The organism is Streptomyces sp. NPDC005728 (assembly GCF_040630895.1).
Lineage (GTDB): Bacteria > Actinomycetota > Actinomycetes > Streptomycetales > Streptomycetaceae > Streptomyces.
On record NZ_JBEXYL010000011.1, the window covers coordinates 1 to 25020 of the forward strand.

The 25020-nt window shown below is 72.4% G+C and carries 23 protein-coding genes; 9 read left to right on the forward strand and 14 right to left on the reverse strand.

The genetic code is table 11. The annotated features are described in order from the left end of the window. Window positions 1-68: 68 nt before the first annotated feature. The gene (locus ABZ471_RS10540; protein ID WP_359064604.1) at window positions 69-953 is read right to left on the reverse strand and encodes a LysR substrate-binding domain-containing protein; all 885 of its coding nucleotides are present in this window, start codon (window positions 951-953) and stop codon (window positions 69-71) included. Between the two features lie 120 nt (window positions 954-1073). On the opposite strand from ABZ471_RS10540, the gene ABZ471_RS10545 reads away from it, so the two are divergent. The 5 genes from ABZ471_RS10545 to ABZ471_RS10565 all read left to right on the forward strand — a co-directional run bounded on the left by ABZ471_RS10545 (window position 1074) and on the right by ABZ471_RS10565 (window position 6284). Further along, a complete protein-coding gene (locus ABZ471_RS10545) occupies window positions 1074-1745 on the forward strand; it encodes a succinate dehydrogenase (protein WP_359064832.1) in 672 nt (223 codons plus the stop codon). Between the two features lie 2 nt (window positions 1746-1747). Continuing rightward, window positions 1748-3694 (forward strand): fumarate reductase/succinate dehydrogenase flavoprotein subunit, encoded by a 1947-nt coding sequence (locus tag ABZ471_RS10550; protein WP_359064606.1) that lies wholly within the window; start codon window positions 1748-1750, stop codon window positions 3692-3694. Then, the gene (locus ABZ471_RS10555; RefSeq protein ID WP_359064608.1) at window positions 3691-4440 is read left to right on the forward strand and encodes a succinate dehydrogenase/fumarate reductase iron-sulfur subunit; all 750 of its coding nucleotides are present in this window, start codon (window positions 3691-3693) and stop codon (window positions 4438-4440) included. The genes ABZ471_RS10550 and ABZ471_RS10555 overlap by 4 nt, the downstream gene beginning before the upstream one ends. Before the next feature lie 237 nt (window positions 4441-4677). Next, window positions 4678-5448, forward strand: a complete 771-nt coding sequence (locus ABZ471_RS10560) for a GNAT family N-acyltransferase (protein WP_359064610.1) — start codon at window positions 4678-4680, stop codon at window positions 5446-5448. Further along, the gene (locus tag ABZ471_RS10565; protein ID WP_359064612.1) at window positions 5448-6284 is read left to right on the forward strand and encodes a lysophospholipid acyltransferase family protein; all 837 of its coding nucleotides are present in this window, start codon (window positions 5448-5450) and stop codon (window positions 6282-6284) included. Before ABZ471_RS10560 ends, ABZ471_RS10565 begins: the two co-directional genes overlap by 1 nt. On the opposite strand, the gene ABZ471_RS10570 is transcribed toward ABZ471_RS10565, so the two are convergent. Both ABZ471_RS10570 and ABZ471_RS10575 read right to left on the reverse strand, forming a co-directional pair. Continuing rightward, complete coding sequence (locus ABZ471_RS10570) at window positions 6274-8613, reverse strand: excinuclease ABC subunit UvrA (protein ID WP_359064614.1); 2340 nt, start codon at window positions 8611-8613, stop codon at window positions 6274-6276. The genes ABZ471_RS10565 and ABZ471_RS10570 overlap by 11 nt on opposite strands. A gap of 27 nt (window positions 8614-8640) precedes the next feature. Then, complete coding sequence (locus ABZ471_RS10575) at window positions 8641-8829, reverse strand: antitoxin (protein ID WP_359064616.1); 189 nt, start codon at window positions 8827-8829, stop codon at window positions 8641-8643. Between the two features lie 147 nt (window positions 8830-8976). On the opposite strand from ABZ471_RS10575, the gene ABZ471_RS10580 reads away from it, so the two are divergent. Further along, on the forward strand, window positions 8977-11454 hold the full coding sequence (locus tag ABZ471_RS10580; RefSeq protein ID WP_359064617.1) for an AAA family ATPase: 2478 nt from the start codon (window positions 8977-8979) through the stop codon (window positions 11452-11454). 5 nt (window positions 11455-11459) lie between these two features. Here the strand turns inward: ABZ471_RS10580 and ABZ471_RS10585 are convergent, their stop codons facing one another. Further along, on the reverse strand, window positions 11460-12464 hold the full coding sequence (locus tag ABZ471_RS10585; RefSeq protein WP_359064619.1) for an LLM class flavin-dependent oxidoreductase: 1005 nt from the start codon (window positions 12462-12464) through the stop codon (window positions 11460-11462). Window positions 12465-12549: 85 nt separating this feature from the next. After that, a complete protein-coding gene (gene rpmF, locus ABZ471_RS10590) occupies window positions 12550-12720 on the reverse strand; it encodes a 50S ribosomal protein L32 (RefSeq protein ID WP_359064621.1) in 171 nt (56 codons plus the stop codon). A 94-nt stretch (window positions 12721-12814) separates the two neighbouring features. On the opposite strand from rpmF, the gene ABZ471_RS10595 reads away from it, so the two are divergent. Then, entirely contained in the window at window positions 12815-13306 is a 492-nt protein-coding gene (locus ABZ471_RS10595) for a hypothetical protein (protein ID WP_359064623.1), read from the forward strand. Window positions 13307-13344: 38 nt separating this feature from the next. On the opposite strand, the gene ABZ471_RS10600 is transcribed toward ABZ471_RS10595, so the two are convergent. Continuing rightward, complete coding sequence (locus tag ABZ471_RS10600) at window positions 13345-13560, reverse strand: dodecin (protein WP_359064625.1); 216 nt, start codon at window positions 13558-13560, stop codon at window positions 13345-13347. A 261-nt stretch (window positions 13561-13821) separates the two neighbouring features. Here ABZ471_RS10600 and ABZ471_RS10605 point away from each other — a divergent pair, with 261 nt between their 5' ends. Further along, window positions 13822-15078, forward strand: a complete 1257-nt coding sequence (locus tag ABZ471_RS10605; protein WP_359064627.1) for an extracellular solute-binding protein — start codon at window positions 13822-13824, stop codon at window positions 15076-15078. Window positions 15079-15157: 79 nt separating this feature from the next. Here the strand turns inward: ABZ471_RS10605 and egtD are convergent, their stop codons facing one another. From egtD to egtA, 4 genes are read right to left on the reverse strand one after another with little or no spacing between them, the layout of a single operon-like run. Then, complete coding sequence (egtD, locus tag ABZ471_RS10610; protein WP_359064629.1) at window positions 15158-16120, reverse strand: L-histidine N(alpha)-methyltransferase; 963 nt, start codon at window positions 16118-16120, stop codon at window positions 15158-15160. Further along, window positions 16117-16932, reverse strand: coding sequence for an ergothioneine biosynthesis protein EgtC (egtC, locus tag ABZ471_RS10615; protein WP_359064631.1), 816 nt, complete (start codon window positions 16930-16932; stop codon window positions 16117-16119). Before egtC ends, egtD begins: the two co-directional genes overlap by 4 nt. Then, window positions 16932-18269, reverse strand: coding sequence for an ergothioneine biosynthesis protein EgtB (egtB, locus tag ABZ471_RS10620; RefSeq protein WP_359064633.1), 1338 nt, complete (start codon window positions 18267-18269; stop codon window positions 16932-16934). Before egtB ends, egtC begins: the two co-directional genes overlap by 1 nt. Then, complete coding sequence (egtA, locus tag ABZ471_RS10625) at window positions 18266-19615, reverse strand: ergothioneine biosynthesis glutamate--cysteine ligase EgtA (protein WP_359064635.1); 1350 nt, start codon at window positions 19613-19615, stop codon at window positions 18266-18268. The genes egtB and egtA overlap by 4 nt, the downstream gene beginning before the upstream one ends. A gap of 275 nt (window positions 19616-19890) precedes the next feature. Between egtA and ABZ471_RS10630 the strand changes: the two genes are divergently transcribed. Then, window positions 19891-20724, forward strand: a complete 834-nt coding sequence (locus ABZ471_RS10630; RefSeq protein WP_359064636.1) for a TIGR02452 family protein — start codon at window positions 19891-19893, stop codon at window positions 20722-20724. 6 nt (window positions 20725-20730) lie between these two features. Here ABZ471_RS10630 and ABZ471_RS10635 read toward each other — a convergent pair whose 3' ends face one another. The 4 genes from ABZ471_RS10635 to ABZ471_RS10650 all read right to left on the reverse strand — a co-directional run bounded on the left by ABZ471_RS10635 (window position 20731) and on the right by ABZ471_RS10650 (window position 24838). Further along, window positions 20731-21177 carry a type II toxin-antitoxin system PemK/MazF family toxin gene (locus ABZ471_RS10635; RefSeq protein ID WP_359064638.1) on the reverse strand — a complete coding sequence of 149 codons (447 nt, stop codon included), beginning with the start codon at window positions 21175-21177 and terminating at the stop codon, window positions 20731-20733. 191 nt (window positions 21178-21368) lie between these two features. Further along, on the reverse strand, window positions 21369-22859 hold the full coding sequence (locus tag ABZ471_RS10640) for an SPFH domain-containing protein (protein ID WP_359064640.1): 1491 nt from the start codon (window positions 22857-22859) through the stop codon (window positions 21369-21371). Between the two features lie 133 nt (window positions 22860-22992). Beyond that, entirely contained in the window at window positions 22993-23211 is a 219-nt protein-coding gene (locus ABZ471_RS10645) for a hypothetical protein (protein ID WP_359064642.1), read from the reverse strand. Between the two features lie 205 nt (window positions 23212-23416). After that, window positions 23417-24838 (reverse strand): amidase, encoded by a 1422-nt coding sequence (locus tag ABZ471_RS10650; RefSeq protein WP_359064644.1) that lies wholly within the window; start codon window positions 24836-24838, stop codon window positions 23417-23419. Window positions 24839-25020 lie beyond the last annotated feature (182 nt).

Sequence of the window (25020 nt, forward strand, 5' to 3'; positions counted from 1 at the left end):
TCCTCCTACCCTCGGGGGGGGTGGGGGGGGGGGGGGGGGGGCGCCCCCCCCCCCCCCACAGCACACCCTCACCGCTCGAGCAGCATCCGCTGCAGCTCCCTGGCCGCCCGCGGCGGAGCCACATCGCTGCGATGTGCCAGGGCGATCGTCCGCTGCAGCCCGGGCCTGGCCAGCGGTGTCACCCGCAGACCGCGCCCGGTCCGCGCGGCGACCATGCGCGGGACCACCGCGACGCCGAGCCCGGCCCGGACGAAGCCGAGGACCGCGTCCATCTCGCCGCCCTCCACCGCGAACTCCGGCTCGAAGCCCTCCGCCCGGCACGCCCCGACGGTCAGCTCCCGCAGGTCGTAGCCGTGCCGGAACATCACCAGACGCTCGCCCTCCAGATCGGCGATGCGTACCACCCGGCCACCCTGCCCGGGCGCAGGCGCCTCCGGTGAGGACACCACCACGAGATCCTCCCGCAGCAGCTCCACCGTGGTCAGCGCGGGTGCGGGCGTCGGCAGCGGCAGCACGACCAGGGCGAGGTCGAGGGCGCCCCGGGCCAGTCCCCGCACCAGGTCGTGCGAGCCGCCCTCCTCGATCAGCAGCTGGATGCCCGGATAGCGGTCGTGGAAGGAGCGCAGGACGTCCGGCAGCAGGCCGGTGCACAGGCTCGGCGTGGCACCCAGCCGTACCCGGCCCCGTCGCAGCTGCACCAGCTCCTGCACCTCGTGCCGGGCGGTGTCCGCGTCCGCGAGGATCCGCCGGGCCAGCGGCAGCAGCGCCTCGCCCGCGTCGGTGAGCGTGATGTTGCCCCGGGCGCGCAGGAACAGGTCCGCGCCCAGCTCCCGCTCCAGCGCCTTGATCTGCTGCGACAGCGACGGCTGGGCGACATGGACCAGCTCGGCGGCCCGGGTGAAGTGCCGGGTCTCGGCGACGGCGACGAAGTACTGAAGCTGCTGGAACTGCATGATTTCACCATAGCTTTCTCCTATGGAATCGAGGCAGACCATGTCTTGGACCGATCGGGCACGTCGGCCCTAGCGTCTTGAGACATGGCTCTGGCAACGCGGACGGACCGACGGCCGTCGATGGCGCGCACCGTGTGGGACAGCTCCGTCGGCAAGAAGACGGTGATGGCCGTCAGTGGTGTGATCATGCTGCTGTACCTGGTCGCCCACGTGATCGGGAACCTGAAGATCTTCTTCGGGGCGGGCGAGTTCAACCACTACGGGCACTGGCTGCGCACCGTCGGCGAACCCTTCATGCACTACGAGTGGACGCTGTGGCTGATCCGCGTCGTGCTGATCGTCGCCGTGGTCGCCCACGCCGTCTCCGCGTACCAGCTCAGCCGACGCGACATCAAGGCGCGGCCCAGCAAGTACGTGCACAGGAAGCCGCGGTCGAGCTACGCGACGCGCACCATGCGGTGGGGCGGGATCATCCTCGGCCTGTTCATCGTGTGGCACGTCCTCGACCTGACCACCGGCACCGTGCACCCGGGCGGCTTCCAGGAGGGCCACCCGTACCAGAACGTCGTGGACACCTTCTCCACCTGGTACGGCAACGTCGTCTACATCGTCGCGATGCTCGCGCTCGGCCTGCACGTCCGGCACGGCTTCTGGAGCGCCGCCCAGACCCTCGGCGTCGGCAGCCGCACCCGCGACCGCGCCCTGAAGACCGTCGCCGACGTCCTCGCACTGCTGCTCACGGCCGGCTTCGTCGCCGTACCCGTGGGCGTCATGACCGGAGTGGTGAGCTGAAGATGACCTACACCGACTACGCGAACGGCGGGCCCGTCGTCGACGCCAAGGCCCCGTCCGGACCCGTCGCCGAGCGCTGGGACAAGCGCCGCTTCGAGGCCAAGCTGGTCAACCCCGCCAACCGGCGCAAGCACACGATCATCGTCGTCGGTACCGGCCTCGCGGGCGGCTCCGCGGGCGCCACCCTCGCCGAACAGGGCTACCACGTCGTCCAGTTCTGCTACCAGGACTCCCCGCGCCGCGCCCACTCGATCGCCGCGCAGGGCGGTATCAACGCGGCGAAGAACTACCGCAACGACGGCGACTCGATCCACCGGCTGTTCTACGACACCGTCAAGGGCGGAGACTTCCGCGCCCGCGAGTCCAACGTGCACCGGCTCGCGCAGATCTCCGTGGAGATCATCGACCAGTGCGTGGCACAGGGCGTGCCCTTCGCCCGCGAGTACGGCGGCCTGCTCGACACCCGCTCCTTCGGCGGCGTCCAGGTGTCCCGCACGTTCTACGCCCGCGGCCAGACGGGCCAGCAGCTGCTGCTCGGCGCCTACCAGGCGCTGTCCCGGCAGATCGCCGCGGGGAACGTGGAGATGCACCCGCGCACCGAGATGCTGGACCTGATCGTGGTGGACGGCCGGGCGCGCGGGATCGTGGCCCGGGACCTGATCACCGGGAAGATCTCCACGTACTTCGCGGACGCGGTCGTCCTGGCCAGCGGCGGCTACGGCAACGTCTTCTACCTGTCCACGAACGCCATGAACTCCAACGCGACCGCCGTGTGGCGGGCGCACCGGCGCGGCGCCCACTTCGCCAACCCCTGCTTCACGCAGATCCACCCGACCTGCATCCCGCGCACCGGCGACCACCAGTCCAAGCTCACCCTGATGAGCGAGTCGCTGCGCAACGACGGCCGGATCTGGGTGCCCAAGGCCAAGGGCGACGACCGCCCGCCGAACCGGATCCCCGAGGACGAGCGCGACTACTACCTGGAGCGCATCTACCCCTCCTTCGGCAACCTGGTCCCGCGCGACATCGCCTCCCGCGCCGCGAAGAACGTCTGCGACGAGGGCAGGGGGGTCGGTCCCGGCGGGCAGGGCGTCTACCTGGACTTCGCCGACGCGATCCGGCGGATGGGCCGGGGGGCCGTCGAGGCGAAGTACGGCAACCTCTTCGACATGTACCAGCGGATCACCGACGAGGATCCGTACGAGGTGCCGATGCGGATCTACCCGGCCGTGCACTACACGATGGGCGGCCTGTGGGTCGACTACGACCTGCAGACCACCGTGCCGGGCCTGTTCGCGATCGGCGAGGCCAACTTCTCCGACCACGGCGCCAACCGCCTCGGCGCCTCGGCACTGATGCAGGGTCTGGCCGACGGATACTTCGTCCTGCCGGCCACCATCAACGACTACCTGGCGCGCAACCCGCACCAGGACCCGGTCACCGCCGAACACCCGGTCGTCCAGGAGGTCCTGGCCGAGACGGAGGACCGCCTCCACCTGCTCCTCGCGGTCGACGGGGACCGCACCCCCGACTCCTTCCACCGCGAACTCGGCGAGCTGATGTGGGAGTTCTGCGGCATGGCCCGCAGCGACTCCGGACTGCGCAAGGCGCTGGAGCGGATCCCGCAGATCCGCGAGGAGTTCTGGCGGCGGATCAAGGTGCCGGGCACCGGCGAGGAGTTCAACCAGTCGCTGGAGAAGGCCAACCGCATCGTCGACTACCTGGAGCTGGCCGAGCTGATGTGCCTCGACGCGCTGCACCGCGCCGAGTCCTGCGGCGGCCACTTCCGCGAGGAGTCCCAGACGCCGGACGGCGAGGCCGCCCGCAAGGACGACGCGTTCGCCTACGCGGCGGCCTGGGAGTTCACGGGTACGGGCGAGGCCCCGATCCTGCACAAGGAAGACCTGGTCTTCGAGTACGTCCACCCCACCCAGCGGAGCTACGCATGAAGCTCACCCTGCGCGTCTGGCGGCAGAAGAACGCCGACGCCGACGGCGCCATGTCCACGTACGAGGTGGACGGCATCTCCACCGACATGTCCTTCCTGGAGATGCTCGACACGCTCAACGAGGAGCTGATCCTCAAGGGCGAGGACCCGGTCGCCTTCGACCACGACTGCCGCGAGGGCATCTGCGGCGCCTGCAGCCTGGTGATCAACGGCGATGCGCACGGTCCCGAGCGCACCACCAGCTGCCAGCTGCACATGCGCTCCTTCAAGGACGGCGACACGATCGACATCGAGCCGTGGCGGGCGTCGGCCTTCCCGGTGATCAAGGACCTGGTCGTCGACCGGACCGCGTTCGACCGGATCATCCAGGCCGGCGGGTACATCACCGCGCCGACCGGTTCCGCGCCGGAGGCGCATGCGACGCCGGTGCCGAAGCCGGACGCGGACCTCGCCTTCGAGCACGCCGAGTGCATCGGCTGCGGTGCGTGCGTGGCCGCCTGCCCGAACGGCGCGGCGATGCTGTTCACGTCCGCCAAGGTCAACCACCTGAACGTGCTTCCCCAGGGGGCGCCCGAGCGGGAGACGCGGGTGCTGGACATGGTGGCGCAGATGGACGCGGAGGGGTTCGGCGGGTGCACGCTGACCGGTGAGTGCGCGACCGCCTGCCCCAAGGGCATTCCGCTGGTCTCGATCACGAGCATGAACAAGGAGTGGCTGCGGGCCACCCGGAAGGCGGCCAAGCGCTAGCCCTACGAAGAGACGTTCGCCGTACATGGGGCGGACGGGCGGGGTCGGGAGAGGTGCTCCTTCCGGCCCCGTCTGGTTTTCCGCCGGTGTCCTCACCCATGCCGTTCAACAAGCCCACACCCACTCTCCGGTCCTCGGACACGCGTAGGCCAACCGGCGTCGGAAGAACAGGACAGGCAGCCCGGACCGACGGTCTGCCGTCCCCGCCGACCCCGGCCCGTGACCATGGAGAGAGCCATGACCGGCGTCACCACGCTCGACCGTCCTCCGCAGCCAGAGGCACCCACCCGCTACACCGTCACCCTCGCCCGCGACGAGGCCGACGTCCGTGCCGCGCAGCGGCTGCGGCACGACGTCTTCGCCGGGGAGATGGGCGCCCTGCTGGCCACCTCGCAGCCGGGCCTCGACGTCGACCCGTTCGACGCCTACTGCGACCACCTGCTGGTGAACGACACCGTGACCGGGCAGGTCGTCGGCACCTACCGGCTGCTGCCGCCGGAGCGCGCCGCGGTCGCCGGCCGGCTGTACTCGGAGGGCGAGTTCGATCTCGCCGCGCTCGACGGGATCCGGCCCGGGCTGGTCGAGGTCGGCCGCTCCTGCGTGCACCCCGACCACCGGGACGGCGCGGTCATCGGGCTGATCTGGGCCGGGATAGCGCGCTACATGGTCGACCGGGGCCACGAGTGGCTGGCCGGCTGCTGCTCCGTGCCGCTGGCCGACGGCGGCACACTGGCCACCGGCACCTGGGAGCGGGTGCGCGCCAAGCACCTGGCGCCCGAGGAGTTCCGGGTACGGCCCCTGCTGCCGTGGACCCCGAACGCCGAGGTCCCGGCCGGGCACACCGACCTGCCGGCCCTGCTGCGCGGCTATCTGCGTCTCGGCGCCTGGGTGTGCGGGGAACCCGCGCACGACCCGGACTTCGGGGTCGCCGACCTGTACGTGCTGCTGTCGATGCGCCGGGTCAACCCGCGGTATCTGAAGCACTTCCTCTCCCTCGTGCCGGCCTGATGAGCGTCTGGCTGCCCAGCGCGCCCTGCACTCCGGGCGCCTGTGTGGAGCCGGCCGCGCCCGTCGCGGCCGTACCCCGGGCCGTGCTGCGGATCACCGTGGTCGTGGCCCTGGTGCTGGCCGGGATCGTGCTGGCCCCGCTCGGCGGGAGGATCCCCGCCGAGTGGGTCAGACGGTGGAGCCGGACGATCGTGCGGGCCATAGGGGTCCAGGTCCGCTTCACCGGCACCGCGGCACCGGCCGGCGGGCTGCTGCTGGTCGCCAACCACGTCTCGTGGCTGGACATCCCGCTGCTGGCCGCCGTACGCCCCGCCCGGATGCTCGCCAAGACCGAGATCCGGCAGTGGCCCGTGGCGGGGGCGCTGGTGGCACGCGGCGGGGCGCTGTTCATCGAGCGTGACCGGCTGCGCGCCCTGCCCGACACGGTCGCCCGGATCGCGCACGCCATGACGGAGGGCGCGGCCGTGGTCGCCTTTCCCGAGGGCAGCACCTGGTGCGGGCGGGCGCACGGCCGCTTCCACCGGGCCGTCTTCCAGGCGGCGCTGGACGCGGGCGTGCCGGTGCAGCCGGTCCGGCTGCGCTATCTGCAGGACGGGGGAGGGGCCGCGAGCACCGCGGCCGCGTTCGTCGGCGAGGACACCCTGCTCGCCTCCCTGTGGCGGGTCGCCCGCGCCCGGAACCTGGTGGCCGAGGTGGACCTACGACCGGTGATACCGCCCGGTGCCCATCCCGACCGCCGTGCCCTCGCCCGAGCCGCGCAGCCGGTCCCCTCCGAGCCCGGCTGGACGCATGCGGTCCTGCTGGAGCCGCCGCAGCCCGACCGCGTCACGGCATGACCCGGGCCAGATAGGGCGCCGTAGCGCTGCCCTCCGCCCGTGCCACCTGCTGCGGCGGCCCGGTGGCCACGATGCGGCCGCCCCGGTCGCCGCCGCCCGGTCCGAGGTCGATCACCCAGTCGGCCTCCGCGACCACGGTCATGTCGTGCTCGACCACGACGACCGTGTGCCCGGCGTCGACGAGCCCGTGCAGCCGGTCCATCAGCACCTCGACGTCGGCCGGGTGCAGCCCGGTCGTCGGTTCGTCCAGCAGGTAGAGGGTGTGGGCGCGGCGGCCCCGCTGCAGCTCGCTCGCCAGCTTGATCCGCTGGGCCTCGCCGCCGGACAACTCGGTGGCGGGCTGGCCCAGGCGCAGATAGCCGAGGCCCACGTCCAGGACTGTGCCCAGGCTGCGGGCCGCCGCCGGGGTGTCGGCGAAGAATCCGGCCGCCTCCTCGACGGTGAGGTCGAGAACCTCTGCGATGTTCCGTCCCCGGTACGCCACCCGGAGGGTCTCGGGGTTGTAGCGGGCGCCGGCGCAGTCCGGGCAGGGTGCGTACGTGCTGGGCAGGAACAGCAGCTCGACGCTGACGAACCCCTCGCCCTGGCAGGTCTCGCAGCGCCCTCCCGCCACGTTGAAGGAGAACCGCCCGACGCCGTAGCCGCGCTCCCGTGCCTCGTCGGTGGCGGCGAACACCTTCCGCACGACGTCGAACAGGCCGGTGTAGGTGGCCAGGTTGGAGCGCGGAGTGCGCCCGATCGGCTTCTGGTCCACCCGGACCAGACGGCCGACCCCGTCCAGGTCCTCGGTCAACTCGCCGATGAGGGTGGACTTCCCGGAGCCGGAGACTCCGGTGACGGCGGTGAACGCGCCGAGCGGGAACTCGGCCGTCACCCCGCGCAGGTTGTGCCGGGTCACGGGACCCGCCTGCAACCAGCCGTGCGGCTCGCGGACCTTGCGCGCCGGGCCCGGGGCCTCGTCGAAGAGGTACTGGGCCGTGGCCGACTCCTCGACCGAGGCCAGCTCGGCGACCGGGCCGCTGTACAGCACCCGCCCGCCGTGCTCGCCCGCGCCGGGACCGACGTCCACCAGCCAGTCGGCGCCGCGCACGACCTCCAGGTGGTGCTCGACCACGAACACCGAGTTCCCGGCCGCCTTGAGCCGGTCCAGTACCGCGAGCAGGGCCTCGGTGTCCGCGGGGTGCAGTCCGGCCGACGGCTCGTCCAGCACGTACACCACGCCGAACAGCCCCGACCGCAACTGGGTGGCGAGCCGCAGCCGTTGCAGCTCGCCCGCCGACAGGGTGGGGGCGGCACGGTCCAGGCTGAGATAGCCGAGGCCCAGCTCGACCACCGGCGCGATCCGGGACTTCAGGTCCTCGGTGAGGACCCGGACGGTCTCGGTGCTGCCGTGGAGCAGGGCGGCCAGGTCGGTCAGCGCAAGCGCGGCCAGCTCCGCGATGGTCCGGCCGCCGAAGGTCACCGCCCGTGCCTCGGGCCGCAGCCTGCTGCCGCCGCACACCGGGCAGGGGGCACTCGTGAGGAAGCGCTCCGCCTTCGCCCGCAGCGTCGGGGACCTGGTGTCGGAGAACGTCTTCAGCACGTACCGGCGGGCGCTCATGTACGTGCCCTGGTAAGGCCGTTGGATCCGGTCGGCGTCCCGGACCGGGTGGACGGTGACCACCGGCTGCTCGTCCGTGAAGAGGATCCACTCCCGCTCCTCGGCGGGCAGCTCGCGCCAGGGCCGGTCCACGTCGTACCCGAGCGTGTCGAGGATGTCGCGCAGGTTCTTGCCCTGCCAGGCGCCCGGCCACGCGGCGATCGCGCCCTGGCGGATCGACAGCGAGGGGTCGGGAACCAGCAGCTCCTCGGTGGTGCGGTGCACCCGGCCGAGGCCGTGGCACTCCGGGCAGGCACCGGCCGCCGTGTTGGGGGAGAACGCGTCCGAGTCGAGCCGCTCCGCGCCGGGCGGGTAGTCGCCGGCGCGCGAGAACAGCATGCGCAGGGAGTTGGAGAGGTTGGTGACCGTGCCCACGGAGGAACGCGAGGTGGGGGCCGAACGCCGCTGCTGGAGGGAGACCGCCGGCGGGAGGCCGGTGATCTCGCCGACCTTGGGCGCCCCGACCTGGTGGATCAGCCTGCGCGCGTACGGCGCGACCGACTCGAGGTAGCGTCGCTGCGCCTCGGCATAGACGGTGCCGAACGCCAGGGACGACTTACCCGAGCCGGACACGCCGGTGAACACGGTCAGTACGTCCCGCGGGATGTCCACGTCGATGCCCTTGAGGTTGTGCTCGCGGGCACCGCGGACATGGACGTAGGGGTCGTACGGATCATGGGGGTTGTGCACCGGGGCGATCTTAGTCGGCCCCGTTCCTCACGACTGCGGGGGCCGGTCCTGGCGAGTGCCGAGCTCGTCCCTCAGCTTGTCCTGGGCGGTGTCGACCTGCGACTGGTACTTGTTGCCGGTCTGCTGGTCGATGTAGTCGCCGCCCTTGTCGATGCCCTTGTCGGCCATGTCCTCGTGGCCTTTGAGCATGCCCTTGATCTTGTCCATGAAGGACATGGCAGCCCTCCTCGTCGCTTGAGGCTTCCGTTCCCAGCGTCTCCGGTCCGGGCGGGGACCGCATCTCGGAGTCACCCCTCATGCGCGTTTATGGCGTTTGTGCGAGTTTGGGGGCGGATGTCGGATGCTGCAGAAAGGCCCGCCCTCATGAACACCCCCGGCTTCGGATTCGGACGCAGTCCGTTCGAGGAGTTCGACGAGCTGATGTCCCGCTTCTTCAGCAGCGGCGGCCCGGCGGCGCCCGCCCGGCGGCCGCAGCGCGTCGACATCGGCAGTCTGCTGTCCGAGCGGGCCCGCGACCTGGTGGCCGAGGCCCGGGACGTCGCGTCGGCCGAGGGCAGCGAGGAACTCGACGCCCGGCACCTGCTGGCCGCCGCCACCTACAACGACTCCACCCGGCGGCTGCTCACCGAGGCGGGCGCCGACCCGGACCGCATCCGCGAGCAGCTCGGCACCGGCGCGAACGGCGGGGAGAAGACCGAGCCCACCACGCTCACCCCGTCCGCAAAGCGCGCCCTGCTCGACGCCTACCAGATCTCCCGCGCCGAGGGCGACTCGTACATCGGCCCCGGCCATCTGCTGCGCGCGCTCGCCGCCAACCCGGAGTCGGCGGCCGGGCAGGTGCTCGGCGGGGGCGGCTGGGAGCCGGCCCGGCTGCCCGCCGAGGGGGCGGGCGAGCGGAAGAAGCCCAGCAGCACCCCCACCGTGGACGAGTACGGCCGTGATCTCACCGAGGACGCCCGAGGCGGCCGCCTGGACCCGGTGATCGGGCGGGACGAGGAGGTCGAGCAGACCATCGAGGTCCTCTCCCGCCGCACCAAGAACAACCCCGTCCTGATCGGCGACCCCGGTGTCGGCAAGACGGCCGTGGTCGAGGGCATCGCCCAGCGCATCGTGGCCGGCGAGGTGCCGAAGACCCTGGAGGGCAAGCGGCTGGTCTCGCTCGACCTGGCCGGCATGGTGGCCGGCACCAAGTACCGGGGCGAGTTCGAGGAGCGGCTGAAGAAGGTGCTGGAGGAGGTCCGCGAGCACGCGGACGAACTGGTGCTGTTCCTCGACGAGTTGCACACCGTCGTCGGTGCCGGAGGCGGCGGCGAGGGCGCGATGGACGCGGGCAACATGCTCAAACCGGCCCTGGCCCGCGGCGAGCTGCACCTGATCGGCGCGACCACCGTGGACGAGTACCGCAGGCACATCGAGAAGGACGCGGCCCTGGAGCGCCGCTTCGCGCCCATCCTCGTCGGCGAGCCCACCGTGGACGACACCATCGAGATCCTGCGCGGCCTGCGCGACCGCTACGAGGCCCACCACCAGGTCCGCATCACCGACGAGGCGGTCGTCGCCGCGGCCGAGCTGTCCGACCGGTACATCACCTCCCGCTTCCTGCCCGACAAGGCCATCGACCTGATGGACCAGGCCGCCGCCCGGGTCCGGCTGCGCGCAAAGACACCCCAGGCCGACACCCGCGAGATCGAGGACCGCATCGCCGCCCTGAGCCGGGAGAAGGACCAGGCGGTCGCCGACGAGGAGTACGAGCGCGCCAGGGACCTGCGCGACCGGATCAGGGAGGCCGAGGCCGATCTGGCCGCGGCGGGCAAGGCGGAGGAGCACGCCCCGAAGGTCACCGCCGAGGACATCGCCCAGGTCGTCTCCCGCACCACCGGCATCCCCGTGTCCCAGCTCACCGAGGAGGAGCGGGAGCGGCTGATGAAACTGGAGGAGCACCTGCACGAGCGGGTCGTCGGCCAGGACGAGGCGATCACCGCCGTCGCCCGGGCGGTGCGCCGTGCCCGCGCCGGCATGAGCGACCCCGACCGGCCCGTGGGCAGCTTCCTCTTCCTCGGCCCGACCGGCGTCGGCAAGACCGAACTGGCCCGCGCCCTGGCCGCCGCCCTCTTCGGGGACGAGAGCCGCATGATCCGCCTCGACATGAGCGAGTTCCAGGAGCGGCACACCGTCTCCCGGCTGGTCGGGGCGCCTCCCGGATACGTCGGGCACGAGGAGGCGGGCCAGCTCACCGAGGCGGTGCGCAGGCAGCCGTACGCCGTGCTGCTGCTGGACGAGGTGGAGAAGGCGCACCCGGACGTCTTCAACACCCTGCTCCAGCTGCTGGACGACGGCCGGCTCACCGACTCCCAGGGCCGCACGGTCGACTTCAAGAACACCGTCGTCATCATGACGTCGAACATTGGCGCCGATCGCATCCTGGCCGCCGGCACCGAGGACTACGCCAAGGTCCGCGACGCCGTCACGCCCGCTCTCCGGCAGCACTTCCGGCCCGAGTTCCTCAACCGCATCGACGAGATCATCGTCTTCCGCGGCCTGGACCGCACCCAGCTGCGCCAGATCGTCGATCTGCTGCTGGAGCACACCCGGCGCCGGCTGCACGCCCAGGACGTCACGATGGAGGTCACCGACGCGGCTGCCGAACTGCTCTCGAACATCGGCTACCAGCCCGACTTCGGCGCCCGGCCGCTGCGCCGCACCATCCAGCGCGAGGTGGACGACCGCCTCGCCGACATGCTGCTCTCCGGCCGGCTGAACCCGGGCGACCGGGCGGTGGTGGACGCGGCGGACGGCTCCGTGGTGACCCGCGCGGACCGGCCGGCCGACGTGGAGGGCTGAGTCGCTCAGCCGCGCGGCGCGAACAGACCGGCGAGGCGCCGGAGGGAGTCCAGCAGCGCCGTACGGTCGTACGTGCTGGTGGTGACGAGGACCTCGTCGGCGCCCGTCTCCTTCAGCACCGTCTCCAGCTCCTGGGCGACCTGGTCCGCAGTGCCGGCGAGGTGGCCCGCGAGACCGGACGCGTAGAAGTCGCGTTCCTTCGCGGTCATCGCGCGGGCCAGGACCTCCTGGGCCGGGGCCAGGGGCGGGAAGGTGCCGTGGGTACGCGCGTACGCCATCGCCCAGGCCTCCGGCACCAGCAGCCGCTGCGCGGCCTGCGGGGTCTCCGCCACCGCGACCGTCCCGGAGATCACCACGTACGGCTCGGACGCCCAGGGGGAGGGGCGGAACTGGGAGCGGTACTGGTCGATGCCGCGCAGCATCCTGTCCCGTCCCCGCAGGTCCCCGATGACCATGGGCAGGCCGGCGCGGGCCGCTGTCCGCGCGCCCTCGCCCATGGCCAGCACGAACGGAGGCACCCGCAGGCCTTCCGCCGGGCGGGCGTGCACCCCGGTCGGCGACGTCCCCTCGAACCAGCCGAGCAGCTCGCCGAGCTGCGCCGCGAAGTCCTCGGCGTCGTCCTTGTCCCGCCCGAGGGCCTTGCGCACCCCGTCCGTGAAGCCCACGGAACGGCCGAGCCCCATGTCGATCCGGCCCGGGAAGAGCGCCTCCAGTACACCGAACTGCTCGGCCACCACCAGGGGTTGGTGGTTGGGGAGCATGACCCCGCCGGTGCCGACCCGGATGGTGCGGGTCGCGGCGGCCACGGCGGCGGCGAGCACGGCCGGCGCGGATCCGGCGACCCCGGGCACGCCGTGGTGCTCGGACACCCAGAACCGGTGGTAGCCGAGCGCCTCCGCCTCCCGCGCCAGCGAGACGGTGTCCCGCAGCGCCTCGGCGGGCGGGTGGCCCTCGCGGGTGCGGGAGCGGTCGAGGACGGAGAACCTGGTCCGGGTGATCACTGCATTCACGCAGGGTTCAACACCGTGGCGGCCCCAGGATTCCCGCCGCGTGTGGCGTCACGCGCGTGAGGTCGCCGCGGTGCCCCAGGACGGCTCAGTCCTCGGCGCGCAGGAGCCCGCGTTCGTAGGCCCGGACGAGATGCTGCGGTACGAGGTGGCTGACGCCGTCGATCGTGACCGGGACCAGCCGGGGGGTGCTCGCCTTCCACCGGGCGCGGCGGTGGCGGGTGTTGCTGCGGGACATCTTCCGTTTGGGAACGGCCATGGGTCTCCTCCTCGGTACCGCGGGACGGGCACCGAGGACGCTATATGAAAATGGATCCCATAACCAATTAGATGGCAGTGGCTAGGGTGGCCCCGTGACTGACAGAAGTGCGCGCCCGGTTGCCGTGTTCGACCTCGACAACACCCTCGCCGACACCGCCCACCGGCAGCACTTCCTGGAGGGCAGGCCGCGGAACTGGTCCGGGTTCTTCGCGGCCGCGCCCGAGGATCCACCGCTCGCCGAGGGGGTGGCGCTCCTTCAGGAGCAGGCCCGGGAGTGCGAGATCGTGTACCTCACCGGGCGGCCCGAACGGTGCCGGCGCGACACACGGGACTGGCTCGCCGCGCACGGACTGCCCGAGGGGCGCATCCACATGCGGGGCAATGCCGACCGCAGGCCCGCCCGGTTCACCAAGCTGGAGATCCTGCGCCGGCTCGCCCGGGACCGCGAGGTCCGGGTCCTCGTCGATGACGACGAGCTCGTGTGCGACGACGCCGAGCGCGCCGGATTCACCGTCGTACGGGCCCGCTGGGCCGCGAAGTCCGCCGTGCTGGAGGACGCCCAGGAGCGGGAGGGCCGGACCTGACGCCCGGACCTGACGCCTGGGGGGCCGGGTGAGGCGGCCTACTCCCCGTCCTCGATGCGGAAGCCCACCTTCAGGCCTACCTGGTAGTGCTCGATCCGCCCGTTCTCGATCTGGCCGCGGACCTGTGTCACCTCGAACCAGTCGAGGTTGCGCAGAGTCTGGTCGGCGCGCGCGATGCCGTTGCGGATGGCCTGGTCGATGCCCTCGTGCGAGGTGCCGACGATCTCGGTGACCCGATAGGTGTGGTTCGACATGCGGGGGCTCCTCTCCGCCGCGAGGCCGGCGCGGTGGGCCTGTGCCTCGCGTCCGTCGTGACCGGTGTGTCACGCCGTACTCCACCGTGCCGTATCCGCGCCCGGGGCGCGAGGCGTCGCCCCGGTACCCCGGGTAGCGCTTGACCTACGCATTGGTCCATACCAAAATCCCGTACACCCGTACGAGCCCCGCGCTCGTCCCCCCACGTCGGGCCCCTTTCCCTGTCCGCACCGCCCATGCCAGACAGAACAGGACCCCTCGTGAGACGTCGACTGCTCGCCCTCCTCTGTGTCACCGGCTCCCTCGTCAGCGGCTGCGGCCTGCTCCCGGGCGGGCAGGACCGCCAGACCGTCACCGTGTGGCTGATGAAGGACAGCGCCTCGAAGGAGTTCCTGCAGCGCTTCACCGAGGACTTCGAACGCACCCACGAGGACCTGCGCCTGGACATCCGCATCCAGGAATGGACCGGGATCGTGGAGAAGGTCCAGAAGGCGCTCAAGGGCGACGGCAAGGACGGCCCCGACGTCATCGAGGTGGGCAACACGCAGGTCCCGCAGTACGTCGACGACGGCCGGCTGGCCGATCTGACGCTGGAGTCCATGCGCGACTGGGGCAAGGAGAACTGGCTGCCCGGTCTCGCCGAACCCGGCAAGGACGGCAACAAGCAGTACGGCGTCCCCTGGTATGCGGCCAACCGGGTGGTCGTCTACCGCAAGGACCTCTTCGAGCAGGCCGGCATCACCGCCCCGCCGAAGACCCGCGGCCAGTGGCTCGCCGACACGCAGAAGCTCAACTCCGGCGGCAACCAGGGCATCTACCTGGCCGGACAGGACTGGTACACCCTCTCCGGCTTCATCTGGGACGAGGGCGGCGACCTGGCCGAGGAGAAGGACTACGAATGGCGGGGCACCCTGGACACACCGGCCGCGCTGCGCGGCATGGGGTTCTACCGGCAGCTCCAGGCGCTCGGCGAGGGGCCCGTGGACGCGGACGAGGAGCACCCGCCCCAGGCCGGGGTGTTCGCGGGCGGCAAGGTCACGCAGATCATCGCCGTACCGGGGCTCGCCCAGGCGATCGTGCAGCAGAACCCCGGCCTCAAGGACAAGCTCGGCTTCTTCCCGGTGCCCGGCAAGACGGCAGCCCGGCCCGGCACGGTCTTCACCGGCGGCTCCGACCTGGTCGTCCCGCAGAACACCGACGACCAGTTCGCCGCGACCGCCGTCATCGGGGCGCTCACCGGCGCCAAGTGGGACACCGAACTCGCCCGCACCATGAACTACGTGCCCAACAAGACCACCCTCGCGAGCGCGGTCGCGGGGGAGGAGGGGGTCGCCGCCATGGCGGCGGGCGCCGCACACGGCAGGGCGACCCCCCACACCCCTCAGTGGGCCGCGGTCGAGGCGGACAACCCGATCAAGGGGTACATGACCGCGGTGCTCGGCGGGGCGTACCCGGCGACCGAGGCCCGCCGGGCCTCCCGGAAGATCACCGAAGCGCTCACCCCGCCTCTGGGCTGACCGGCCCGGGGCGGCTTCACGCGCCCCGGGTCCGCTTCACAGCCCCGGGTCCGCTTGGCCGCACCGGGCGGAGCGACCGTCACCGCACCACGCTGAGCGACAGCGCGAAGCGGTCCTCGGAGTCCGTCCACCAGTGGGTCAACTCCAGCCCTGCCGCGGCGAGTTCCGCGCTCACCCCTTCCTCGCGGAACTTCGCCGACACCTCGGTGCGCAGCTCCTCGCCCGCTGCGAAGTCCACGGCCAGGTCCAGCGCGGGCACCTTGACGGTCTGCGCGGTGCGCGAGCGCAGCCGCATCTCGATCCACTCCTGCTCCGCGTCCCACAGCGCCACATGCTCGAAGGCGTCCGGGTCGAAGTCCGCGCCCAGCTCCCGGTCGACCACGGCCAGGACGTTCCTGTTGAACGCGGCCGTCACCCCGGCCGCGTCGTCGTACGCCCGGACCAGCACCCGCTCGTCCTTGACCAGATCCGTGCCGAGCAGCAGCCCGTCGCCCGGCGCGAGCAGGCTCCGGGCGGAGGCCAGGAACTTCGCCCGTTCGGCGGGCAGCAGGTTGCCGATCGTGCCGCCGAGGAACGCCACGAGCCGTGGCCCGGGCGTCTCGGGGAGGGTCAGCGGGGCGGTGAAGTCGGCGATCAGCGCGTGCACCTCGAGCCCGGGCCGCTCCTCGATGAGCGCCTGTCCGGCCTGGACGAGGGCGCTCTCGCTGACGTCGACGGGGACGTAGGCCGCCAGCGAGGTGAGCGCGCCGATCAGATAGCGGGTCTTCTCGGAGGATCCGGAGCCCAGCTCGACCAGGGTGCGGGCACCGCTCGCGGCGGCGATCTCGCCGGACCGGGTGGCGAGGATCTCGCGCTCGGCCCGCGTCGGGTAGTACTCGGGCAGCTTCGTGATCTGCTCGAACAGCTCGCTGCCCCGGGCGTCGTAGAACCACTTGGGCGGCAGCGTCTTGGGGTTGACGGTGAGGCCGCTCAGGACGTCGGCGCGCAGCGCGGCGTCCGTGGCGTCCTCGGGGAGAGTGCGGGTGACGTGCAGGGGACTCACGTACAGGGCTCCTTCGGTGATGGGGGTGCTCCCGCTCGAGCGGAGTCGAGAGTGGGGGAGGACGCCGGGTCCTCGAGCGGGGCGAGCAGCACGCCGCCGCGGCTCGCCGTGAGCACGGTGCGGTCGGGGACCTCCTGCCAGAGCGGATCGTCGTCGTACGGTTCGGAGGCGACGACCGTGCCCGTGCCGGGCTCCGTGCGGTACCAGAGGCTGTCGCCCCAGGTGGTGGCGGTGATGGTGGCGCCGTCGGTGAGCAGCAGGTTCAGCCGGGAGGCGGGGGCCGCCTCGGCCAGCAGGCGCACCGTCTCACCGAGGGCGACGCGGGGGTTCTCGCCGGTGCGCAGCCGGTGCAGGGCCAGTGCCCAGACGAACGCCGAGTCGGTGCGTGCCTCCATCGACAGCACCTCGACCGGGGGCAGGGCGGACACCAGCGGTGCTGCGGAGTCCGGCCAGCCGGCGATCGCACCGTTGTGGCTGAACAGCCACCGGTCGGCGGCGAAAGGTGCCGCCGCGGCCTCGGCGTCCGCGCCCGCGTGCGTCGCGTCGCGTACGGCCGCGAGCAGGGCACCGGCGCGGACCACCCGCGTCAGGTCGGTGAAGGACAGGTCCGCCCAGATCGGCCCGGCCCGCCGGTAGCGGGCCGGGAGCGGATCGTCCGGGGCGTACCAACCCACCCCGAAACCATCGGCGTTGACCGTCCCGGACCGCTGCCGCCGCGGCGCCCACGACTGCCGGTACAGGCTGTGCGGGGGCTCCACGAGGAGCCGTCCCAGCGGCTGCTCGGGGCCCAGGTACGCCAGGTGGCGGCACATCAGACGGCCTCCGAGCGTGCGGTGCGGAACCCGGAGAAGATCTGCCGCCGCACGGGGTAGTCCCAGTTGCGGAAGGTGCCCCGGCAGGCCACCGGGTCCACGGCGAACGAACCGCCGCGCAGCACCTTGTGCTCGGGGCCGAAGAACACCTCGGAGTACTCCTTGTACGGGAACGCCGTGAACCCCGGGTACGGCAGGAAGTCGCTCGCCGTCCACTCCCACACGTCCCCGATCAACTGCCGGACACCGAGCGGCGATTCGCCCTGCGGGTAGCTGCCGGCGGGGGCGGGTCGCAGATGCCGCTGGCCCAGGTTGGCGTGTTCGGGTGCCGGGTCGGCGTCGCCCCACGGGTAGCGGCTGGAGCGGCCGGTGGCCGGGTCGTACCGGGCCGCCTTCTCCCACTCGGCCTCGGTCGGCAGCCGGCGCCCGGCCCAGCGGGCGTAGGCGTCCGCCTCGTACCAGCACACGTGCAGCACCGGCTCGTCGGGCGGGACAACCTCGGTGATCCCGAAGCGGCGCCTGAGCCACTGGTTGCCGTCGCGTCGCCAGAACAGCGGGGCGGTCAGGGAGTGCCGCCGGACGTGCGCCCAGCCCTCCGGCGTCCACCAGCGCTCGGTGTCGTAGCCGCCGTCCTCGATGAACGCCCGGTACGCCGCGTTCGTCACCGGGGTCGTGTCGATCCAGTACGGCGCCACGTCCACCGGGTGCGCCGGGCGTTCGTTGTCCAGCGCCCACGGCTCGCTCGAGGTGCCCATGGTGAACGGGCCGCCGGGCACGAGGACCTCGGACGGGCCGGTGGACAGCGGGGCCGGTCCGGGGTCGGGGGCGGTCAGGGCCTGCGGTCCCGTGCGGAGCTGATGGGTGATCAGCATCGTCTCGTCGTGCTGCTGTTCGTGCTGCGCGATCATCCCGAAGGCGAACCCGGACTCGGTCAGCCGGGTGCCGTGGAAGTCCGCGGTCTCCAGCAGGTCCAGGGCCCGGCCGCGCACCTCGGCCGCGTAACCGCGGGCCTCGGCGGGCGGCAGCAGCGGCAGCGAGGGCCGCTCGGCACGCGGGTGTTCGAAGGCGTCGTACAGGCCGTCGATCTCGGGCCGCATCGCCTCCCGGCCGCCGACCGCCCGCAGCAGCCACAGCTCCTCCTGGTTGCCGATGTGCGCGAGGTCCCACACCAGCGGTGACATCAGCGGGGAGTGCTGGGCGGTGAGGTCGGGGTCCTCGACGCAGCTGGTCAGCAGCGTGGTGCGGGCGCGGGCGGTGGTGAGCGAGGCGAGCGCGCGGTCACGCAGCGCCTCGGCGTCCGGCTCGGGTGTCGTGACCTCGGTCTCCGGGGCGGTCATGTGCGGATGTCCTTCCTCCCGTGCGCGGTGCGGGCACCCCCGGCCGGGCGAAGCCGGGACGGGGGCAGGTCGGTGCCGCGCAGGCTGTCCAGCAGGTCGTCGGCCGGGCAGCGGCCCCGGGCGACGTAGCGGTCCAGGTAGGCCGCCACGGCGTCGAGGACCGCGGGTGCGGCGCCGAGCCGGGGCAGGGCCTCCAGCGCCGCCGCGAAACAGGCGGCGGCGGCCTCGCGCAGCTCCGGGTCGGCGAGCCCGTGACGGGCCGCGTCGGTCCACAGCGGATTGTGCGGGGCGGGCAGGTTCATGGCCCGCTCCGTCAGGGGTTTCACCGCCTGGTGCGCGGACTCGGCGGCCTCCGGGTCGTCGAACAGCGCCGCGGTCACCGCGAGCGGCACGATCCACCCGTCGTCACCCGGCTGCGCGTCGATCATGCGCAGCTCCAGGTGGCCGCGCGGCCGGACCGGCGGGAACAGGGTGGTCAGGTGGTAGTCGAGATCCGCCCGGGTGGGCGGCCGGGGTGCCCGCGAGCGGATCCACTCGCGGAAGGTCAGTCCCTCGGGCACGTCCCAGGGACTGCCGTCGCGGCGGACGCACATCACCGGGGCGTCCAGCACATGCCGGGCCCAGGCGGTCCGCGGCTGCCCGTCCGGGTCGGGAGCGCCCGCCCGGCCGGCGCCGATCTCCATCCACAGCAGCTGCCGGGTGGACATCCAGCCCGTGGGCTGCCGGCCGACCAGCGGGGAGTTGGCGAACGCCGCCACCAGGACCGCGCCCAGCTGGTGCGCCAGTTGCCAGCGCCGCTCGTGCCCGAGCGGCCCGGGGCTCTCGTAGCCGGCGTCCAGGCACACCTGGACGGAGGCGGAGCTGCACATCATGTGCCGGCCGGCCGCACCCGTGCGGTCGAGGCAGGCCTCCATGGCGTCGTAACGGGGTTCGTGGAGGTAGCGGCGGGGTTCGTGCCAGGGGTCGTGGCCTGCGCCGACGAGTCCCAGACCGTACTCGGCGAGGACCGCGCGGACGGTGTCCAGGTCGGCCGAGACGGTGTCGATGCACTCCATCAGGGAGGCGGCGGGCGGCGAGCTCAGCTCCAGTTGGCCGCCGGGTTCGATCGTCAGCGGCGAGCTGAGAGGCACGGTCCGCAGGGCGGCGTAGGCCGCTTCGAGTCGTTCGGGTGTCACCGGGAGCTGCGGCAGTCGCAGCTCGTGGACGAGCCATTCCACTTCGACCCCGAGCGTGCGGGGCGGGCCGGTCTTGAAGCAGATGCCCCGGACGAGGGCCTCCACCTCGGGTTCGGTGACGGCTGTGCGGTGCTCCGTACAGTCGCCACCATCGGATATCGAGTCGGACATGCCAGGATCCTCCTGAGATTCCACCATGTCACCGGCCCGGCGTTCGGCGAGCCGGACCGGCACTCGTCCCAGCCAAGACCCTCGCAACGAATCGCACAAGGGTGCCCATCGGGACGTTCCAGATCGGTAATCTCCGTTTTCTCGGGCGTTCCCGGACCGTTCCGGCGCCGGGAAACTCCGTTGCACCGCACTACCAGCATCACCCAGGATGCGTGCATGAGCACGACGGGGGAGGCTGCGCCGGCCGCGGTCACGGAGTCCACGGGGGTGGCGCCGTGAGCGCGCGCCTGCGGGGCATCGCCACGGAGACCGAGCAGATCGTGGCGGCGGGGACGTACCGCACACCCGGCGGCCGGGAGGTCTCCGTCGCAGCGGCGCTCGAGGCCGCCCGGACGGGCACGCGGATGCACGGCCCCGGGCCGGTGCCGGTGACCCCGGCGGCGGATGCGGAGACCTGCGTCGAGGTCACGGGCGAGAGCAGCCTGGAAGCCGCCCGCAGGCTCGCCGACGCCCCGGTCGCCGTCCTGAACTTCGCCTCCGCCCGCAACCCCGGCGGCGGCTACCTGAACGGCGCCCAGGCCCAGGAGGAGGCCCTGTGCCGCGCCTCCGCGCTCTACACCTGTCTGCTCCGGGCCAGAGAGTTCTACGACCACCACCGCGCCCACCGTGACCCGGTCTACACGGACCGGGTGATCCACACTCCTGCCGTGCCGGTGTTCCGCGACGACCGGGGCCGCCTGCTGGAGGAGCCGTACCTCGCGGGTTTCCTGACCGCCGCGGCCCCCAATGCGGGCGTCGTACGGCGTACCGCACCCGAGCGCGCCGGCGAACTGCCGGCCGCCCTGGCCCGGCGGGCCGAGCGGGTGCTGGAGACCGCCGCGGCCCACGGCTACCGGCGGCTGGTGCTCGGCGCCTGGGGCTGCGGCGTCTTCCAGAACGACCCGGCGCAGGTCGCGGGCGCCTTCCGGGCGCTGCTCGGCCCCGGCGGCCGGTTCGCGCGGACCTTCGACCACGTGGTGTTCGGCGTCCTGGACCGTACGCCGGGAGCGACGGTCCGGGAGGCCTTCGTACGGGCGTTTCCGGAGGCCGTTCCCACGGCTGCGCAGTAGTGCGCGTCAGGTCCAGCCGTACCGCTCGTGAAGTCGCTGCCGGACCAGGTTGAAGCGCATCCGGTCGAGCGCGCACGCCTCCCGGCGCATGCCCTCCTCGTGCAGCCGCAGTACGCGGTCCACGTCCACCCACGAATCGCGGCCCGACCGGTCCCAGGGGCCGCTGCCGATGGCCACCCACTCCCGGTCGCCGTCGTGCCGCTTGCTGGACAGCTGCACGGCGAGGAAGGTGCCTGCCGCCTCCCGGGCGACCACCAGCACCGGGCGGTCCTTGCCCCGGCCGTCGTTCTCCTCGAACGGCACCCAGGTCCAGACGATCTCGCCCGGGTCCGGGTCGCCGTCGTGGGCGGGCGAGTACTCGGTGCGCACCTTGCCGACCTCACGCGGGTCGGCCTCGGCGGTGGCGTGCGGGCCGTGATGCCCGGGAACGTTCTCATCGGTATGCGTGCTCACGCAGGCACCCTAGTGGTCCCATGTGCTCGCGGGTCAGCGGGCCTTGGGGGCGGGGGTACGAACGGGGGCATCCGGGGCATGTGCACGCCTGAACGGATCTGGAAACACGGACGGCCGGGGTCCCTGGTGAGGGAACCCCGGCCGCCCGACCGGTCCGGACAGGCCCTGGGGTCTGTCCGGCGGATCAGGCTCTAGTCCTCCTGCTCCACCGGAACCTTCTGCGACGGGGGCGCGGTCACGACCCCGTTGAGAGACGGCGAAGTGCCGTTCTGCGGCTGCCCGTTCTGGTTCATCGAGGAGAGCAGCTGGCGGGCGAGGCCGAGGCCCGTGCCGCCCATGGTGAGCGCCTTCGCGAACAACTCGGCCATGCCGTCGGCGCCGTTGAGCAGCACCATGTTGTCCACGTTGCCGAAGGCGGACGCGCCGGCCTGGACGATCTCCGGCCAGTTCTCGGCGAGTTGCTGGGCGACGACCGCTTCCTGGTTCTCGGCGAGTGCGGCGGCCCGGGCCTTGATGGCCTCCGCCTCCGCGAGACCCTTGGCCTTGGTCGCCTCGGCCTCCGCCAGACCCCTGGCCTGTGCGGCGGCGGCCTCGGCCTCACCGGTGGCCCGGGTCGCCGCGGCCGAGGCCGTACCCCGGGTCTTCGTGGCCTCCGCCTCGGCGCCCGCGGCCGTCTTGACCCGGGTCGCCTCGGCCACGGCCGCGAGTTCCGTCTCCTTCGCCTTGGCCTGCGCCGCCGAGATCCGCGCATCGCGCTCGGCCTCGGCCAGCGTGCGCTTCTCGTAGGCCTTGGCGTCCGCCGGCTTGCGGACGTCCGCCTGGAGCTGCTGCTCCCGCCGGTGGGCCTCCAGCTCGGCGACCCGCGTCTCCTGGACCACGACCTCCTGCCGGGCGCCCGCGTCGGCGAGCGGACCGGCCTGACGCGCCCGTGCTGCCGCCTTGTCCCGCTCGGCCTGGTAGCCGGCCTGCAGGATCTCGCTGTCCCGGGTGGCTTCCGCCATCCGGGCGAACGACTGCTGCTCGGCCTCGGTGGCGAGACGATTCGCCTCCGCCTGTGCGATGCGCGCGTCCCGCTGAACTGCGGCAGCGTGCGGGGAGGCCAGGTTCTGGATGTACCCCGTCGGGTCCTCGATCTCGTGGATCTGCAGCGAGTCGACGATCAGGCCGAGCTTCTCCATCTCCGTACCGCAGGCCGCCCGGGTCTGCCCGGTCAGCTTCTCCCGGTCGCGGATCATGTCCTCGACCGTCAACCCGCCCACGATGGAACGGAGATGACCGGCGAAGACGTTGTGCACCCGCTCCGACATCATCCGCTGCTGGTCAAGGAAACGGCGGGCCGCGTTGGCGATCGACACGAAGTCGTCGCCCACCTTGAAGATGACCACGCCCCGCACCTTGAGCGGAATGCCCTGGTGGGTCACGCAGTCCACCTGCAACTCGGTCTCGTTCAGGTCCAGGGAGAGCTTGCGCACCGCCTGCACACCGGGCAGCACCAGCGTGCCGCGCCCCGTGACGATGCGGAAACCCAAGCCCTCGTCGAGCCCCTCGGTGCGGTGCTTGGACCCAGAGATGATGAGTGCCTCGTTCGGCTCGGCGACCCGCCACATCATCTTGAACAGACCGATCAGAATGAGGACGGCAACGACGACCGCCCCCGCAACGACGCCGACAACCATCGGCATACGCCCCCTTTGCATGGTGCCCGTTCGGCACCGAACGAAGGGAGTGTGCGCCTGCCGGGACGCGCCGAGAAGACGCTGACGCATCCTTGTTGCAATCTTGACGCATCCGCCCCTCACCTGGGGCGGAGCGCGCTCAACTGTCGTATGCGGCAGTGACGTAGACCGTCCTCGGCGGCAGGTACTCCACCACCATCACGACCGTGCCCCGCTCGATCCGGCCCGTGCTGTCGGCCGCGTAGGCGAGGAAGTGCTCGGCGCCACCGCGCACCCGGACGATCACCTCGCCGACCAGCCCCGGCCCGATCGTCCCCGTCACCCGCCCCATGAACCCGATCATCGAAGCATCGTCCATGGTCACAGGGTACGGGCGGAACGTGCGCATGCCGCCCGCGAATCCGCGACCGACCGGCGTGGTGTCAGCCGCCGGGCCTCCGCGTGTGTCGTGCCGCCACGTCACCCGGCGTCCGCGTCCGTCTGCCGTGCCGTCACGTCACCGGCGTCCGCGTCCGTCTGCCGCGCCGTCACGTCACCGGCGTCCGCAGGCCGGCCGCGCGCGGTCAGGCTGCCGTGGAGTCCCTGTCCGCCTGCTGCGGCGGCCACCGCTCGTGCCAGTGCAACTCCGCCTCCAGTTGGGCGGCGAGCGAGACCAGGAGGGGTTCGCTGTGGGCCGGGCCGAGGAGTTGGGCACCCACCGGCAGGGCGCCGACGAAGCCGGCGGGCACGTTCACGCCGGGCCAGCCGAGCACGTTCCACGGCCAGGCGTACGGGCAGGCGGCGATCATCGCCCGGTCGGTGGCCAGCCCGCGGAGCCGGTACAGGGCGCCGATCGCCGGCGGGGGCGCGGCCGTCGTGGGCGCGAGAACCACGTCGTACGACTTGAAGAACGCGCCGATCCGCCGGTGCAGGACCGTCTCGGCCCGCCGGGCCGCCCGCAGCGGGGCCCCGCCGAGCAGCCGCCCCAGCCGGGCCGCGTCCCGGGTGCGCGGGTCGAGCAGGGCGGCGTCGGGGGCCTCGCGGACCCGGTCGGCGATGCCGGCGGTGGCGCGCGGCACGAAGGTGAGCCCGATCTGGCCGTAGGGCGGGTCGGCCTCCTCGACCGTGTGTCCCAACGCGGCGAGTTTCTCTGCGAGTTCGCGCACCCGGGCGCGGATCTCCGGGCGCAGCCGTGCCGGCACCGCCGTGAACGGCGGCTTCAGCGACAGGGCGATGCGCAGCCGGCCGGGGTCGCGGCCGACCGCCTCCGCCACGGTGAGCGCCGGTGGCCGGTGCGGGTCCCGGTCGTGGTTGCCGCTCGCCGCGTCCAGCAGCAGGGCCGCGTCGGCGACCGTGCGGGCCAGCGTGCCGTTGACGGTGATGCCGTGGAAGGACTCGCCGTGCGGCCAGGTCGAGATGCGCCCGCGCTGCGGCTTGATGCCGATCAGATGGGTCCAGGAGGCCGGGATCCGCACCGAACCGGCGCCGTCCGAGCCGAGCGCGGCCGGGACCAGACCGGCGGCGACGGCGGCCGCCGAACCGCCGGACGAGCCGCCGGGGGTGTGGCCGGTGTGCCACGGGTTGCGGGTCTCCCCGAACGCCGGGCCCTCCGTGAACGGCCACTGCCCCAGCTCGCAGGTGTTCGTCTTGCCGACGATGACGGCCCCGGCCGCCCGCAGCCGCCGTACCGCCTCCCCGTCCTGGGCGACCGGCGGGAAGTCGCCCGGGCAGCCGAACGCGGTCGGCTCGCCCGCCACGTCCATGTCGTCCTTCACCGCCACCGGTACCCCGAGCAGCGGGCGGCGCACTCCGGCGGCCAGCTCCCGGTCGGCGGCGTCCGCTTCGGCGAGCGCGGCCTCGGCGCGCACCACCCGGAAGGCGTTCAGGACCGGCTGGGTGGCCTCGATCCGGGCCAGGGCCTGCTCCACCAGCGTGCGGGAGGTCACCTCCCCGTCGGCGAGCGCGCGAGCGGACTCCGCAAGGCCTGCGGCACGGTCGGGCGTCATGGCGGGAGCACCTCCGTAAGCCGTGGGGAACGGTGTCTACTGAACGGTAACCGCCAGGTGGCAGGTGCCGTACAGGTTTCGCACAGGTGACATCGAGTCAAGTTCAATCCATTGACGTGAACCTGACTCCGTCTTAGTTTCTGGGCGATTTATCGAACCACGTTCGAAATATCGTACGCACG

Bases quoted from the DNA above. Each gene is read 5' to 3' on its own strand.
- ABZ471_RS10540 (WP_359064604.1), bottom strand. From the start codon at position 953: ATGCAGTTCCAGCAGCTTCAGTACTTCGTCGCCGTCGCCGAGACCCGG.
- ABZ471_RS10545 (WP_359064832.1), top strand. From the start codon at position 1,074: ATGGCGCGCACCGTGTGGGACAGCTCCGTCGGCAAGAAGACGGTGATG.
- ABZ471_RS10550 (WP_359064606.1), top strand. From the start codon at position 1,748: ATGACCTACACCGACTACGCGAACGGCGGGCCCGTCGTCGACGCCAAG.
- ABZ471_RS10555 (WP_359064608.1), top strand. From the start codon at position 3,691: ATGAAGCTCACCCTGCGCGTCTGGCGGCAGAAGAACGCCGACGCCGAC.
- ABZ471_RS10560 (WP_359064610.1), top strand. From the start codon at position 4,678: ATGACCGGCGTCACCACGCTCGACCGTCCTCCGCAGCCAGAGGCACCC.
- ABZ471_RS10565 (WP_359064612.1), top strand. From the start codon at position 5,448: ATGAGCGTCTGGCTGCCCAGCGCGCCCTGCACTCCGGGCGCCTGTGTG.
- ABZ471_RS10575 (WP_359064616.1), bottom strand. From the start codon at position 8,829: ATGTCCTTCATGGACAAGATCAAGGGCATGCTCAAAGGCCACGAGGAC.
- ABZ471_RS10580 (WP_359064617.1), top strand. From the start codon at position 8,977: ATGAACACCCCCGGCTTCGGATTCGGACGCAGTCCGTTCGAGGAGTTC.
- rpmF (WP_359064621.1), bottom strand. From the start codon at position 12,720: ATGGCCGTTCCCAAACGGAAGATGTCCCGCAGCAACACCCGCCACCGC.
- ABZ471_RS10600 (WP_359064625.1), bottom strand. From the start codon at position 13,560: ATGTCGAACCACACCTATCGGGTCACCGAGATCGTCGGCACCTCGCAC.
- egtC (WP_359064631.1), bottom strand. From the start codon at position 16,932: ATGTGCCGCCACCTGGCGTACCTGGGCCCCGAGCAGCCGCTGGGACGG.
- egtB (WP_359064633.1), bottom strand. From the start codon at position 18,269: ATGACCGCCCCGGAGACCGAGGTCACGACACCCGAGCCGGACGCCGAG.
- egtA (WP_359064635.1), bottom strand. From the start codon at position 19,615: ATGTCCGACTCGATATCCGATGGTGGCGACTGTACGGAGCACCGCACA.
- ABZ471_RS10640 (WP_359064640.1), bottom strand. From the start codon at position 22,859: ATGCCGATGGTTGTCGGCGTCGTTGCGGGGGCGGTCGTCGTTGCCGTC.
- ABZ471_RS10645 (WP_359064642.1), bottom strand. From the start codon at position 23,211: ATGGACGATGCTTCGATGATCGGGTTCATGGGGCGGGTGACGGGGACG.
- ABZ471_RS10650 (WP_359064644.1), bottom strand. From the start codon at position 24,838: ATGACGCCCGACCGTGCCGCAGGCCTTGCGGAGTCCGCTCGCGCGCTC.